We start from the raw sequence: 13,151 nt of genomic DNA on the forward strand, positions 1-13,151 counted from the left end.
GCGTATGCCAGAATCGTCATACCCCGCTCGACTTTCCCTGCGGTCCCGGTGTTGAAGGCCCCGAGATCGCGCCGCCGATCCCCATCGGTCAGGGAACCTCCCCAAGGAGAGCCGTACACATGCCTGAGGACTCTCCTCGCGTTCTCGTCGTCGACGACGATCCGGACGTCGCCCTGCTCGTCAAGACCGTGCTCGAGCGACGTGCCGCGTGCATCGTCGACGTCGCCGAGGACGGACAGGTCGCGATCGATCGGGTCGCGGAGGTGCGGCCGGACGTCGTGGTGACCGACATCGAGATGCCGGGACTGAGCGGCCTCGAGCTGCTCGCCGAGCTGCGACGCATCGTTCCGTCGGTGCCTGTCGTGGTGATGACCGCCCACGTCTCCGTGGAGTACGCGGTCTCGGCCCTGCGGGCGCAGGCGGACGAGTTCCTGACCAAACCGCTCGACAACGGCAAGCTCGTGGAGGCCGTCACCCGTCTGGTCGAGGAGGGGCACCGCCGCCGAGCGGAAGCGCGCACACCGGAGCGGGTGCTCGCGATCGGCGCACATCCGGACGATGTCGAGATCGGTGTCGGTGGACTGCTCGCCGCGCACGCCAGGGCTCAGGACGAGATCACGATCCTCACGCTCTCCCGCGGTGCCAGGGGCGGGGACGCCGACAGCAGGCAGAACGAATCCCTCGCAGCGGCGGAGATGCTGGGCGCCCGCCTCTTCCTGAAGGACCTCATCGACACCGAGATCTCCGGAGGGGGATCCACGGTGCGCATCATCGAAGAGGTCGTGCAGGAGATCCAGCCGACGATCGTCTACACGCATTCGCCGCACGACCGGCACCAGGATCACCGTGCCGTGAGCGAGGCGACCGTCGTGGCCACGCGTCGGGTCGGTACCGTCGCGTGCTATCAGAGTCCGTCGGCGACGATCGACTTCCGGCCCACGAGGTTCGTGCGCATCGACCAGTACCTCGACGAGAAGCTGCGGCTCCTCGAACGCTTCGGCTCGCAGACGGCGAGCCGCGACTACCTCGCGCCCGAGTTCGTCACGGCGACAGCGCGGTACTGGTCGAGATTCGGTGGGGGAACGGCCGTCGAACCGCTCGAGGTCGTGCGGGAGACCGCCGAGTTCATCGGCGCCCGCGAGCTCACACGACGGGAGAGCTGATGACGAAGCGCGTGCTGGTGACCGGTGCCGGTGGTCCGGCGGGAGTGGCCGTGATCCGGTCGCTGCTCCGCCGCTCGGACCTGACCGTGTTCGCCGCGGACATGGACGGCTGGGCGAGCGGCATCTACCTGGTGCCCCCGGAGCAGCGACGCCTCGTGCCACCGGGACGTGACGACGACTTCGTGCCGGCGATCGCGCGCATGGTGGCGGACGACGGCCTCGATCTGGTGATCTCGACCGTCGACGTCGAGCTCATCGCCCTCGCGGGACGGCGCGATGAGCTGGCACCCGCCGTGCTGGCTGCGCCGTCCGAGGACACGCTGAACACCGCGCTCGACAAGCTCGCCCTCGCGGAACGCTGCGCGTCGACCGGTCGCGTCCCGCGCACCGTCCTCGCCGGGCGTGATGCCGAGGCCGTCGAGTGGGAGTTCCCGGTCTTCGCCAAGCCGCGTCAGGGTGCAGGGAGCCGTGGCGTGCGGCTCGTGCCCGACCGTGCTGCTCTCGAGGCCCTGCCGACGGACGAGGGACTCATCGTCCAGGACTTCCTTCCGGGGGAGGAGTACTCCGTCGACGTCATCGCGGATGCCACCGGGGCCGTCGTGGCCGCGGTACCCCGCACGCGAGCCAGGGTCGACTCCGGCGTCGCCATCGCCGGACGCACGGTCCGCGATGCGGAACTCGAGGAGACGGCGGCATCGATCGCCCGCGCGATCGGACTGGTCGGCGTCGCGAACGTGCAGCTGCGGCGCGATCGCACGGGTCGTGCGGTGCTGCTCGAGGTCAACCCTCGCTTCCCCGGCGCCTTGCCTTTGACGATCGCGGCCGGCGTCGACATCCCGTCGCTCGTGGCCGACCTCTTCCTGGGGCGAGAGCTTCCCGTGCAGATCCCGTTCCGCGAGGTCGCCTCCGTGCGCTTCCTCGAGGATGTGATCGTGGAGATCGACGATGTGCTGGTCTCCGACCATGCGGGGCATCAGGAGGAACTGTGAGCCACGCGCTGCTCCGCGGCGACCACCACGTCCACTCCACCTTCTCGGACGATGCGGTCTCGACACTCGCACAGAACGTCGAGGCTGCGGCCGCAGCGGGACTGACCACGGTGCGCCTCGTCGACCACGTGCGTCAGAGCACGACCTGGGTGCCGGAGTACCTCGCTGCGGTGCGGGTGCTCCGGGTGCCGGACGGGCTCACGGTGCTCACCGGTGTCGAGGCGAAGATCCTCGACGTCGGGGGAACTCTCGACATCCCGACCCTCCCCGACGGCATCGATCGGATCCTCATCGCCGACCACCAGTTCCCGGGGGCGGACGGTCCGCTCGGACCCACCGCGGTGCGGGAGCGGATGGCCGCGGGATGGGCCGCTGACGACGTTCTCGATCAGTTCGTCGAGGCGCTCATCGCCACGATGCGGCGCTACCCGGGGAACCAGCTCGCGCACTGCTTCTCGATCCTGCCGAAGATCGGTCTGTCCGAGGCCGACCTGGGTGCGCAGCGCGCGGATGCCTGGGCACGCACCGCCGCCGACACCGACACCCTCGTCGAAGTGAACGAGAAGTGGGGCTGCCCTGGGGTCGATGCGCTGGCCGCGCTGCGCCGTGCCGGCGGCACGGTGGTCGCCTCGACCGACAGCCACGACGCCGCCGAGGTGGGCCGGTACTCGAGGATCCTCCCGCTGCTCGACGCGGTGGCGGTCTCCTGATGGCCGATCTCACCTGGCTGGAGACCGTGCTGGTCATCCTCCTGCTGCTCTGCATCCTCGTCGGCACGCTGCCGGTGGTCAACACCGGCCTGCAGTTCCTCATCCTTCCGCTGCATGCGTTCCGCAACCATTACGGCAAGGCGGCGCCGTACCACCCGAACGTCGCCGTCGTCATCCCCGCCTGGAACGAGGGTGCGGTGATCGGCCCCGCGATCGAACGGCTGCTGCAGCTGGAGTATCCGGCTGAACGCCTGCGGGTCTTCGTCGTCGACGACGCATCGACCGACGACACCCCCGAGGTCGTCGCCGCCACGTCAGCGGCCCACCCCGGCCGCGTCGTGCACCTGCGGCGCGAGAAGGGGGGAGAGGGCAAGGCGCACACGCTCAACCACGGTCTCGACGTGATCCTCGCCGACACGTGGGCCGAGGCCGTGCTCATCATGGATGCGGATGTGATCTTCGCCCGTGATTCGCTGCGCAAGCTCACCCGCCACCTGGCCGACGAGAAGGTCGGTGCCGTGACGGCCTACATCGCCGAGGGCAGCCGCGACCGCAACTACCTCACGCGTTTCATCGCCATCGAGTACGTGATCGGTCAGCTCTCCGCACGTCGGGTGCAGAACGTCGGCGGCGCCATCGCCTGCCTCGCGGGCGGCGCCCAGTTGCACTCGCGCGCGAACCTCGAAGCCATCGGCGGACGCATCCCCACGGGAACCCTCGCCGAGGACACCATGACGACGTTCGAGGGCCAGCTCAAGGGACGCCGGATGGTGTTCGAGCCGCATGCCGTGGTGCTGGCCGAGGAGCCGCGGACGATCGACAGCCTGTGGAAGCAGCGTCTGCGCTGGGCGCGCGGCAACGTGCAGCTCACCTCGATCTACCGAAAGCTGTGGTTCCGCCCGAGCCGGGACCACAACCTGGGCAGTTTCGGCTTCGGGCTCGCCTGGTTCACGATCCTCCTGCTCCCTGCGTTCATGCTGCTCGCGGCGGCAGGCCTGCTCGCGCTCCTCCTGCTGCACAGCGACATCGCGGAGTTCGTGTTCCGCTTCATGTGGATCGCGGCGGCCTGCATCTACATCTACTCGATGCTCTACTCGGTGCAGCTGGATCCCCGCATCGGCAGACAGTCCTGGCGCGAGGCGATCATGTTCCCAGGGCTCGGTGCCCTGATCCTGATGGCCATCGCGATCTTCCCGCAGCTGTTCGAGTCCGCGTTGCTCGCGCTCGGGCTGCCCGTGACGCACGAGGCCCGCATCATGTGGGCGGTGATCTTCTACCTGTGGGGACCGATCTCGATGCTGGGGATCTGGCTCGCCCGGGCGGTGGAGCCGCTCCCTGGCGGACGCTTCTTCGCGGGGCTGCTGCTCTACGTCTGCGGGTACGGCTCACTACTGTGCGCCATCACCGTGGATTCCTACATCAAGGAGTGGCGTCGCGCCGATGCCTCCTGGATCAAGACCGAGAAGATCGGACGTGTCGACTCATGACCGCAACCCCGTCGAACGATGCCGAGGTGGAGGAGATCGCCGCGGATGCCCGACGTGAGCGACGTCTGATCCCTCAGGCTCTGCTAGCCCTCGCCGTGGTGGTCGTCATCGTCGTGGTGAGAGAGCTGCTGCTCCGATGAGCGGGAGGCCGTTGGCCCTCGTCGTCGAGGACGCGCCCGATCAGGCCGCGCTGCTGCGCCGCTATCTCGACCGCGAGGGGTTCGACGTGTTCGTGGCCCGTGACGCCGAGTCGGCGATCGCCGCGTTCTCCGAGATCGATCCCGTGGTGGCCGTGCTCGACCTGCTGCTGCCCGGTATCTCGGGACAGGAGTGCGCGCGGCTGGTCCGGGCACGTTTCCCCGACTGCTTCCTGGTGATCAGCTCGGTGCTCGATGCCACCGACTATCCGCCGGCGGACGCCGCGCTCCCCAAGCCGATCACGGGTTCCGAGCTGCACGCGATCGTCGAGGGCGTGCGGCGATGAGGGCCACGCCGCTCGATCGCGCGGAGAACCGCTGGTATCAGGTCTTCGACAACCCGAGCCCGCTGCTCAAGCAGGCGCCGACGGTCACCGCGACGGTGATCGCGGCGCTCCTCACCTGGTGGGTTCCCGACCTTCCCATGACGCACGTCGCACCGGCCGTGGCGGGGATCATCCTGGTGCTCGCGGCCACGGCCTTCGCCGCGGTGCTGACGGCCCGCGGGGTGCACGAGGGATGGGCGCTCCTGCTCATCCCCATCGTCGACATCATCGGCCTCGGACTCTTCCGCACGGGTACCGGGGGAGCGACATCGCTCTTCTCATCACTCGTGCTCCTCCCGGTGGTCTGGCTGGCCGCCGCCCCGGGCATCCGCTGGGTGTTCGTGGTCGGCGGGCTCACGTCGATCGCGTTGCTGATGCCGTACGTCACCGCGCCACCCGCGACCTCGGTCGAGTGGCTGCGGGGCGTGGTGGGCCCGCTCGTGTTCTCGGCGGTGGCGGCCGTGATCAACCAGCTCGCGCGGCAGCAGCGGATGCGCGTGGAACAGGCGGAGGAGCTCGTCGCCGAACGAACCAGAGCGCTGTCCGAGAACGTGGCCATGATCGTGCAGCTGCGCGAGAAGGAGCACCAGTACCGGGAGCTGCTGGACTCGTTCGAGAGCCTGTGGTCGTCGATAACGGCGCAGGCCGTGGTGGCCACGGACTGCAGCGGTATCGTGACGGCCTGGAACCCGGGAGCGGTGCGCCTGCTCGGACTTCCCGTCGACGAGGCTCTCGACGACGTGCGCATCGATCGCTTCTTCTCGACCGCCGTGCTCTCGATGCTGGCGGCTGACACGGCGGAGCACTCCGCGCCGTCCGGCGACATGCCCGCCGGCTACGCCGAACTCGACCCGGGGATCAAGGCTCTGTTCGGACAGGCGGACGCCGGTGTCCCCGTCGACGGGGACATCGAGGTCGTGACCGCAGGCGGGACGACGGTTCCCGCACGTGTGACGGTCACTCCCCACAAAGACGGTGCGGGCGCGCAGCAGGGATATCTGTTCGTGCTGACAGACGAGACCAGGGCCGTCGAGGTCGCGAGGATGAAGGACGAGTTCGTCGGGATGATCTCCCATGAGCTCCGGACACCCCTCAGCGCCATCATCGGCTTCCTGGACCTGCTGCAGAACGATCCAGGGCAGCCGCTCACGGAGGACCAGCAGGAGTTCGTCGGCATCATCGAGCGCAACGCGCAGCGTCTGCTCAATCTCGTCGGCGACCTGTTGTTCACCGCCCAGGTCGAGTCCGGGCGATTCCCCCTCGAGCGCGATGAGGCCGATGCGGCCGCGCTGGTGCGATCCGCGGTGGTGTCGGCCGGTCCGCATGCGCAGCGGGAAGGGATCGAACTCGTCGCGGAGGTCGGTCCTGCGGCGATGCCCGTCTTCGTCGATGCCGGAAGAGTGGGGCAGGCCATCGACAACCTGCTCTCCAATGCCATCAAGTTCACCTCTCGCGGCGGGAAGGTCACCGCGCGAGTGCGCGCGGTCGACGGCGGCGTGGAGTTCTCGATCGCCGATACCGGGGTCGGGATACCGGAGGACGAACAGGGGATGCTGTTCACCCGCTTCTTCCGTGCGTCGACCGCGACGCGCAACGCGGTACCCGGAGTGGGTCTCGGTCTCACGATCACCCGTGCCATCGTCCTCGCGCACGGAGGGACGATGGACGTGACGAGCAAGGAGGGTGTCGGCACGGAGTTCCGCTTCTTCCTGCCTGCCGCTCCGCGCACCGAGGTGCTGACGAGTCTGAGTCGCGCCGAGTGAAGCCCCCGCCGTGAGGGGCGGTGGTATCGTCGAAGGATGGATACCACATTCGTTGCGCCGATGGGTGATCGTGGTCGCCTCGTGGTCCCTGCCGAACTCCGCGACCGTCAGCATTGGGACCAGGGCGTGCCGCTGCTCATGATCGAGACGTCAGGAGGCGTGATCCTGCTCACCAGGGAGCAGGCCAAGGCCCTCGTCAGGTCGCAGCTGGAGGGGAAGCGCGCTCTCGAGTCGCTGCTCGCGGAGCGCCGGAGGTCCGCGGACTCCGAGGATGCAGCGGCGTGATCGTGGTCGACGCGTCAGCTCTCCTCGCTTTCCTGCAGGGCGAGCCTGGCGCCGATCGCGTCGAGGAGATCCTCGACGACTCCGTGATCGGAGCCGCGAACTGGTCGGAGGTCGCGCAGAAGGTGCGCGCGTCCGGAGCGGACTGGGGCATCGCCTCCGGCTTGTTGCTCAGCTACCGGCTGAAGGTCGAGCCGGTGTCCCAGCGCGACGCGGAAGCCGCCGCGGAATCGTGGAGGCGCGGAAGCGGGCTGTCGCTGGGGGACCGCCTGTGTCTCGCACTTGCGCGACGGCTCGATCTTCCTGTTCTCACGGCGGACCGGGCGTGGGGAGAGTCCGAGCGCATCGAGCAGCTGCGGCGCTGACACCACCGGCGTGGTCTCGGCGTCGTGACGCTGCGTTTCGCGGTGTGAAGCCCGATGACGGGCGGCGGGCGCGGGGAACCGGACGATCGCTACCGTCGGGCCATGACTCTTCTCCAGGACCAGCTCGCCGGTGTCGCGGATGTCACCCCGGCCGAGCGCGCGCAGCGACTCACAGACGCGGGATCGGCGTGGAACGAGCGGATCGCCGCGGACGAAGCGAACGCGCGATTGACGTACCGCGTCAGCGGACGCGGAATCGGCTCGGTCGCGACCGAGATCCGGGCCGGCGCGCACCGCTTCCTCGTCGACGAGCCGGGTGCGCTCGCCGGGGACGACGTCGCGGCCAGCCCGGTCGAGTACGCACTGGGTGCGCTCGTCTCGTGCCAGGTGGTCGTGTACCGGCTCTACGCCCAGGCCCTCGGCCTCACGATCGACGCGATCGAGATCACGGCCGAGGGCGACCTCGACGTGCGCAAGCTCTTCGGCATCGACGAGTCGGGGCGCGCCGGATTCCACGATGTGCGCGTGGCTGTCGACATCACCGGTCCGAACAGCGTGGAGGAGTATGAGAACCTGCGCGCCGTCGTCGATGCGCATTGCCCGGTGCTCGACCTCTTCGCCGCTCCCGTACCGACGTCGAGCGCTCTCGTCTGAGCGGTCCGCAGCGTCTTCGGCCCGGTGTCGTCTGCGACCTGGCCCGTTCCGTCCGTGACCTGGCCCGTTGGGTCCGTGACCGCTCCTGCTGATATCCTGGTCGGCTCGGCATGTGCGGGGCGGAAGGACGGCCACGCACCGTGGGCTTCATCGATGTATCCAGCGTCTCCCTGACGCTTCCAGACGGCAGACCGCTTCTCGACGAGGCGAGCTTCCGGGTCGGCGCGGGCTCGACGAGCGCTCTGATCGGCCCGAACGGCGCCGGCAAGACGACGATGCTGCGCATCATCCGCGGCGATCAGACGGCTGATGACGGCGTCGTGACGATCGACGGCGGACTCGGCGTCATGGACCAGTTCGTCGGCCACGGCGAAGCGGGCGAGACCGTGCACCAGCTGTTGGTGCGTGTCGCTCCCACACGTATCCGCGTCGCTGCGGAGGCGCTCGAGACCGCGGAGAACGCGCTGATCGAACGCGACGAGCACGATACGCAGATGGCCTATGCATCGGCGATCGCCGAGTACGCGGACGCCGGCGGATACGAGCACGAGACGATCTGGGACCAGTGCACGGTCGCCGCGCTCGGCGTCCCGTTCGAGCGCGCAAGATACCGCGAGCTCACCACGCTCTCCGGCGGCGAGCAGAAGCGCCTGGCGCTCGAGGCCCTGTTGCGCGGACCCGACGAGGTGCTGCTGCTCGACGAGCCGGACAACTATCTCGACGTGCCGACGAAGCGCTGGCTCGAGGATCAGCTGCGCCAGACGCCCAAGACCGTGCTGCTCGTGTCGCACGACCGTGAGCTGCTCGCTCGAGCGGCCGACCGCCTCATCACGCTCGAACCCGGAGGCGCCGGGGCCACGGCCTGGGTGCACGGCGGCGGCTTCGGCACCTACCATCAGGCTCGCACCGACCGGATGGACCGGCTCGACGAGCTGCGCAGACGGTGGGACGAGCAGCACGAGAAGCTGCGGACCCTGGTGGCCAACCTCAAGGTCAAGGCCTCGGCGAACGACGGCTTCGCCTCGCGCTACCAGGCGGCGCAGACACGCCTGCGCAAGTTCGAGGAAGCGGGTCCCCCGGAGGAGCGTCCGCCGGCCCAGGACTTCGACATGCGCCTGCGCGGCGCGCGCACGGGCAAACGGGCGGTGGTCGCGCAGCGCCTGGAGCTGACGGGTCTCATGCGGCCCTTCGACGCGGAGGTCTGGTACGGCGACCGGGTGGCCGTGCTCGGGTCGAACGGGTCAGGCAAGTCGCACTTCCTGCGCCTGCTCGCTCGCGGTGGATCCGACCCCGACGCCACGCTCGGTCACGTGACGTCGACGGGTGAGCAGCTCAGTGCTGTCGAACACACCGGCTCGGCCGTGCTCGGAGCGAGGGTGGTGCCGGGCCTGTTCGCGCAGACGCACGCGCACCCCGAGTTCGTCGGCCGCACGCTGCTAGAGATCCTGCATCGGGGGGACGATCGCCGAGCGGGTATGCCACGTGACGCCGCGAGTTCGGCACTCGACCGCTACGGTCTCGTGCGTCAGGCGCAGCAGAGCTTCGACTCGCTGTCGGGAGGACAGCAGGCGCGGTTCCAGGTGCTCCTTCTGGAGCTCTCCGGGGCGACGCTGCTGCTGCTCGACGAGCCGACCGACAACCTCGACCTGGAATCGGCCGAGGCGCTGGAGCAGGCCCTCGCGCGCTTCGAGGGAACGGTACTGGCGGTCACGCACGACCGCTGGTTCGCCCGTTCGTTCGACCGGTTCCTGGTGTTCGGGTCGGACGGCGAGGTCTACGAGTCCGACGAGCCCGTGTGGGACGAGAAGCGCGTGGCGCGCTCGCGCTGACGTTCGTCCGCGGACACGGGCCGTGCTCCCGTGTCGCTCAGGACAGTCGGGTCGCTCAGGGCAGTCGGAAGGGTGCGGCAGCGCGCGCGGCGGGGTCGATCGCGAGGTCGGCGAGGACCCCGCCGACGCCGGGAGCGAACTTGAAGCCGTGGCCGGAGAACCCGGCGCCCACCACGATCCGGCCGAGGCGATCGAGCACGAAGGCGCCGTCGCCGGTCGAGGTGTACGTGCAGCTGATCGGTTCCGGCGCCGCCGGGTCGAGGCCGGGCATCCGCTCCCGCACGTAGTCCGAGAGCGCACGCTGATGCGTCGGCAGGTGCGGGCGGGCATCGGGATCGACCTCGTCGCCGACACGGTGGAACCCGACTTTCACGCCCTCTCCTGGCGTCGGCATGCCGTACACGGTCGCGGGGTAGGTCCCCGGCTGCACGTAGTGGTTGAACGAGGGCCACGGCGCGTCCGTGAGCGGCCGGAAGTGTGCCGGCGTCTCCTCGGTCACGGTGAGGCGCGGCAGGCCGAAGTGCGGAAGCAGAGTCCGCGTCCAGGCTCCCGCCGTCACCACGACGGTCTCGGCACGCAGGTGGATGTCCTCGGCGACGCTGACCCCCACGCCGTCCGAGTCCTCCTCGATGCGCTCGACCGGGGTGCTCCAGCGCACTTCTCCGCCGCCGATGACGACGCGACGCTCCAGCTCCCGCAGTGCCTCGGCGGCGCGCACGACCCCGGCGTCGGACGACCACAGCACGTCGCCGCCGAAGCGCATTCCCGGCCACCGGGCACCCGCCTCGGCGGGCGAGAGGACGGCACTCGGGATGCCGCGGTCCTCCAGGCCCGACCGCACGGCGGCGATGTCGATGTCGCCGTGGGTCACGAGGCCGTGCAGACGAAGGAGAGACTCGCCGCCGACCGACCCGAGGGCGTCCCACCCTTGACGGGCGCGCATGAGCAGGTCGAGGTAATGCTCCTCGTCGTAGGCGTTGTTGAAGTTGCGGGTCGCACCGTGCGATGCGCCCTCACGGTGACCGCGGGCGAATCTCTCCAGCACGACCGGTCTGAGTCCTCGACGCACGAGGGCCCAGGCCGTCGCCAACCCCATGACCCCGCCGCCCACCACGACCACGTCGACATGCTCGATCCTCATGGTGCCTCCCGGTCTCGCCTCCAGTCTCCCAGCACGGGCGGCTCCGCCTGCCGGGTAGGCTGGAGGGGTGACCATGGAGATCGAGCTCGGCCGAGGAAAGCGTGCACGTCGCGCGTACACGTTCGATGACATCGCGGTGGTGCCCTCGCGGCGCACGCGCAACCCGGAGGACGTGTCGACCGCCTGGACGATCGACGCCTTCGGGTTCGAGATCCCGGTGCTGGGCGCGCCGATGGACTCGGTCGTGAGCCCTCAGACGGCGATCATGCTCGGCCAGCTCGGCGGCCTCGGAGTGCTCGACCTCGAGGGGCTCTGGACACGCTACGAGAACCCCGAGCCGCTGCTGGCGGAGATCGCAGGTCTCGACGACACCAAGGCGACGGTCCGCATGCAGGAGCTCTACTCGGAGCCGATCAAGCCCGAGCTCATCACCCGTCGCCTCGCCGAGGTCCGCGAGGCGGGCGTCACCGTGGCCGGCTCCCTCACGCCGCAGCGCACGCAGGAGTTCTACGACACCGTCGCCGCCGCAGGTGTCGACCTGTTCGTGATCCGGGGGACCACGGTCTCTGCCGAGCACGTGTCGAGCGTTGCCGAGCCCCTGAACCTCAAGAAGTTCATCTACGACCTCGATGTGCCGGTCATCGTGGGAGGAGCTGCGACCTACACGGCAGCCCTCCACCTGATGCGCACGGGGGCTGCGGGCGTGCTCGTCGGCTTCGGCGGGGGAGCGGCCTCGACGACGCGGGCCACCCTCGGCATCCACGCCCCGATGGCGACAGCGGTCTCCGACGTCGCCGCTGCGCGCCGCGACTACCTCGACGAGTCCGGTGGGCGCTACGTGCACGTCATCGCCGACGGTGGCGTCGGCACGTCCGGCGACATCGTCAAGGCTCTCGCGATGGGCGCAGACGCCGTCATGCTCGGCGTCGCGCTCGCTCGTGCGACCGATGCGCCGGGACGCGGGTTCCACTGGGGACCTGAAGCGCATCACCCGAAGCTCCCGCGCGGGCACCGCGTCGAGGTGGGTGGCATCGGCACGCTCGAGGAGATCCTGTACGGACCGGCGCCCGTCGCCGACGGCACCGCCAACCTCATCGGCGCGCTGCGCAAGTCGATGGCGACCACCGGGTACTCCGACCTCAAGGAGTTCCAGCGGGTCGAGGTCGTGCTGGCGCCCTACGAGGCCTGAGGGTCCTGCGCGTCACCGTGACCACTCCTGCACTCTTCCCCCCGACTCTCCGCGAGGTCATGCTCAGGGGACGCTGGATCGGCATGCTCCTGCTCTGCCTCCTGGTGGCCGGGGTGTTCGCCTGGCTCGGTCAGTGGCAGCTGGAACGTGCGATCGAGACCGATCCGCCGGCCCCTGGCGCCACCGAGCAGGTGCAGCAGCTCGAGGATGTGCTCCAGCCGGGGGAGTATCTGCCGGAACCGCTCGTGGGCCAGCGGGTCCAGACCGCGGGCACCTGGGTTCCCGGCGACTTCATCGTCGTGGCGAGCCGTTTCAACGACAATGTCGAGGGGTATTGGGTCACCGGCCAGCTGCGGGTGGCCGACCGGACCTCGATCGCCGTCGCGGTCGGCTGGGCACCGGATCCGGAGTCGGCCGAGGCGGCTGTCGAAGAGCTCGAGGCTGCCGCTGACGGCTCCGAGGTCGAGATCACCGGGCGCATCATCTCGGACGAGGGCCCCAGGGTGCCTCCGCACGCCGACCCGCAGCGACTGGACCGCATGTCACCCGCCGCGCTCCTCAGCCGCTGGCACGACATCGAGGAGCTCGACGTCTACCGTCCGTACCTCGCCTCGACGACCGCGACGGCCGGGCTGGTCGACATCTCGTCCCCCGCGCCCGATGAGCTTTCTCCCGTCAACTGGCTCAACGTGTTCTATGCCGTCGAGTGGGCCATCTTCGCCGGTTTCGCGTTCTACCTCTGGTACCGACTGGCGAAGGATGCCTGGGAGCGCGAGGTCGAGGAGTTCGAAGACCGGGCCGGAGAAGGCGCAGTCGTCTGATCGGACGCGCATCCGCGCGCCCAGCGGTGCGCAATTGCGTGCTCGCGTGCGTCGGTAGTGACCTTCGTCAGGGGTGCTTCCGGCCATCCGGTGAGCGCTCGATGACGAATCGGAAAACTCCGTTGAGGATGTCCGGACCGCTCCGTATGCTCGCACCATGTGAGCACGCTGGGAGTTTCCCCTGTGTGCCGTGACAGCCCTGAGAAGTGTCGAACCCGACCGAGGAGACAGCACC

The 13,151-nt window shown here is 69.3% G+C and carries 14 protein-coding genes; 13 read left to right on the forward strand and 1 reads right to left on the reverse strand.

Annotated elements, in window-relative coordinates; genetic code table 11:
* Window positions 1-119: 119 nt before the first annotated feature.
* The 11 genes from ILP86_RS14995 (at window position 120) to ILP86_RS15045 (ending at window position 9,765) form a co-directional block, all read left to right on the forward strand.
* Window positions 120-1,163 (forward strand): response regulator, encoded by a 1,044-nt coding sequence (locus tag ILP86_RS14995; protein ID WP_193762335.1) that lies wholly within the window; start codon window positions 120-122, stop codon window positions 1,161-1,163.
* Window positions 1,163-2,152 (forward strand): ATP-grasp domain-containing protein, encoded by a 990-nt coding sequence (locus ILP86_RS15000; protein ID WP_061018599.1) that lies wholly within the window; start codon window positions 1,163-1,165, stop codon window positions 2,150-2,152. Before ILP86_RS14995 ends, ILP86_RS15000 begins: the two co-directional genes overlap by 1 nt.
* Window positions 2,149-2,862: a PHP domain-containing protein gene (locus ILP86_RS15005; protein ID WP_113681650.1), complete on the forward strand. Its 714-nt coding sequence runs from the start codon at window positions 2,149-2,151 to the stop codon at window positions 2,860-2,862. The genes ILP86_RS15000 and ILP86_RS15005 overlap by 4 nt, the downstream gene beginning before the upstream one ends.
* Window positions 2,862-4,349 carry a glycosyltransferase gene (locus ILP86_RS15010; protein WP_061018595.1) on the forward strand — a complete coding sequence of 496 codons (1,488 nt, stop codon included), beginning with the start codon at window positions 2,862-2,864 and terminating at the stop codon, window positions 4,347-4,349. The genes ILP86_RS15005 and ILP86_RS15010 overlap by 1 nt, the downstream gene beginning before the upstream one ends.
* Complete coding sequence (locus ILP86_RS15015) at window positions 4,346-4,489, forward strand: hypothetical protein (RefSeq protein WP_170224283.1); 144 nt, start codon at window positions 4,346-4,348, stop codon at window positions 4,487-4,489. Before ILP86_RS15010 ends, ILP86_RS15015 begins: the two co-directional genes overlap by 4 nt.
* Window positions 4,486-4,833: a response regulator transcription factor gene (locus ILP86_RS15020; RefSeq protein ID WP_046748786.1), complete on the forward strand. Its 348-nt coding sequence runs from the start codon at window positions 4,486-4,488 to the stop codon at window positions 4,831-4,833. The genes ILP86_RS15015 and ILP86_RS15020 overlap by 4 nt, the downstream gene beginning before the upstream one ends.
* Complete coding sequence (locus tag ILP86_RS15025) at window positions 4,830-6,635, forward strand: cell wall metabolism sensor histidine kinase WalK (protein WP_046748787.1); 1,806 nt, start codon at window positions 4,830-4,832, stop codon at window positions 6,633-6,635. Before ILP86_RS15020 ends, ILP86_RS15025 begins: the two co-directional genes overlap by 4 nt.
* A 36-nt stretch (window positions 6,636-6,671) precedes the next feature.
* Complete coding sequence (locus ILP86_RS15030) at window positions 6,672-6,920, forward strand: AbrB/MazE/SpoVT family DNA-binding domain-containing protein (protein ID WP_058633239.1); 249 nt, start codon at window positions 6,672-6,674, stop codon at window positions 6,918-6,920.
* The gene (locus ILP86_RS15035; protein ID WP_113681647.1) at window positions 6,917-7,282 is read left to right on the forward strand and encodes a type II toxin-antitoxin system VapC family toxin; all 366 of its coding nucleotides are present in this window, start codon (window positions 6,917-6,919) and stop codon (window positions 7,280-7,282) included. The genes ILP86_RS15030 and ILP86_RS15035 overlap by 4 nt, the downstream gene beginning before the upstream one ends.
* 102 nt (window positions 7,283-7,384) lie before the next feature.
* Window positions 7,385-7,936, forward strand: coding sequence for an OsmC family protein (locus tag ILP86_RS15040; protein WP_061018590.1), 552 nt, complete (start codon window positions 7,385-7,387; stop codon window positions 7,934-7,936).
* 140 nt (window positions 7,937-8,076) lie between these two features.
* A complete protein-coding gene (locus tag ILP86_RS15045) occupies window positions 8,077-9,765 on the forward strand; it encodes an ABC-F family ATP-binding cassette domain-containing protein (protein WP_082738594.1) in 1,689 nt (562 codons plus the stop codon).
* 55 nt (window positions 9,766-9,820) lie between these two features.
* Here ILP86_RS15045 and ILP86_RS15050 read toward each other — a convergent pair whose 3' ends face one another.
* Window positions 9,821-10,906 carry an FAD-dependent oxidoreductase gene (locus ILP86_RS15050; protein WP_193762336.1) on the reverse strand — a complete coding sequence of 362 codons (1,086 nt, stop codon included), beginning with the start codon at window positions 10,904-10,906 and terminating at the stop codon, window positions 9,821-9,823.
* Between the two features lie 73 nt (window positions 10,907-10,979).
* On the opposite strand from ILP86_RS15050, the gene ILP86_RS15055 reads away from it, so the two are divergent.
* Together ILP86_RS15055 and ILP86_RS15060 are read left to right on the forward strand one after the other, a co-directional pair.
* Complete coding sequence (locus ILP86_RS15055; RefSeq protein WP_046748792.1) at window positions 10,980-12,095, forward strand: GuaB3 family IMP dehydrogenase-related protein; 1,116 nt, start codon at window positions 10,980-10,982, stop codon at window positions 12,093-12,095.
* A gap of 59 nt (window positions 12,096-12,154) precedes the next feature.
* Window positions 12,155-12,916, forward strand: a complete 762-nt coding sequence (locus tag ILP86_RS15060) for an SURF1 family protein (RefSeq protein WP_193762363.1) — start codon at window positions 12,155-12,157, stop codon at window positions 12,914-12,916.
* The last annotated feature ends 235 nt before the right edge of the window (window positions 12,917-13,151 follow it).

The sequence above is a fragment of the Microbacterium sp. R1 genome, from assembly GCF_015159725.1.
Taxonomy (GTDB): domain Bacteria; phylum Actinomycetota; class Actinomycetes; order Actinomycetales; family Microbacteriaceae; genus Microbacterium; species Microbacterium oxydans.

Bases quoted from the DNA above. Each gene is read 5' to 3' on its own strand.
- ILP86_RS15015 (WP_170224283.1), top strand. From the start codon at position 4,346: ATGACCGCAACCCCGTCGAACGATGCCGAGGTGGAGGAGATCGCCGCG.
- ILP86_RS15025 (WP_046748787.1), top strand. From the start codon at position 4,830: ATGAGGGCCACGCCGCTCGATCGCGCGGAGAACCGCTGGTATCAGGTC.
- ILP86_RS15050 (WP_193762336.1), bottom strand. From the start codon at position 10,906: ATGAGGATCGAGCATGTCGACGTGGTCGTGGTGGGCGGCGGGGTCATG.
- ILP86_RS14995 (WP_193762335.1), top strand. From the start codon at position 120: ATGCCTGAGGACTCTCCTCGCGTTCTCGTCGTCGACGACGATCCGGAC.
- ILP86_RS15060 (WP_193762363.1), top strand. From the start codon at position 12,155: ATGCTCAGGGGACGCTGGATCGGCATGCTCCTGCTCTGCCTCCTGGTG.
- ILP86_RS15055 (WP_046748792.1), top strand. From the start codon at position 10,980: ATGGAGATCGAGCTCGGCCGAGGAAAGCGTGCACGTCGCGCGTACACG.
- ILP86_RS15000 (WP_061018599.1), top strand. From the start codon at position 1,163: ATGACGAAGCGCGTGCTGGTGACCGGTGCCGGTGGTCCGGCGGGAGTG.
- ILP86_RS15010 (WP_061018595.1), top strand. From the start codon at position 2,862: ATGGCCGATCTCACCTGGCTGGAGACCGTGCTGGTCATCCTCCTGCTG.
- ILP86_RS15040 (WP_061018590.1), top strand. From the start codon at position 7,385: ATGACTCTTCTCCAGGACCAGCTCGCCGGTGTCGCGGATGTCACCCCG.
- ILP86_RS15030 (WP_058633239.1), top strand. From the start codon at position 6,672: ATGGATACCACATTCGTTGCGCCGATGGGTGATCGTGGTCGCCTCGTG.
- ILP86_RS15020 (WP_046748786.1), top strand. From the start codon at position 4,486: ATGAGCGGGAGGCCGTTGGCCCTCGTCGTCGAGGACGCGCCCGATCAG.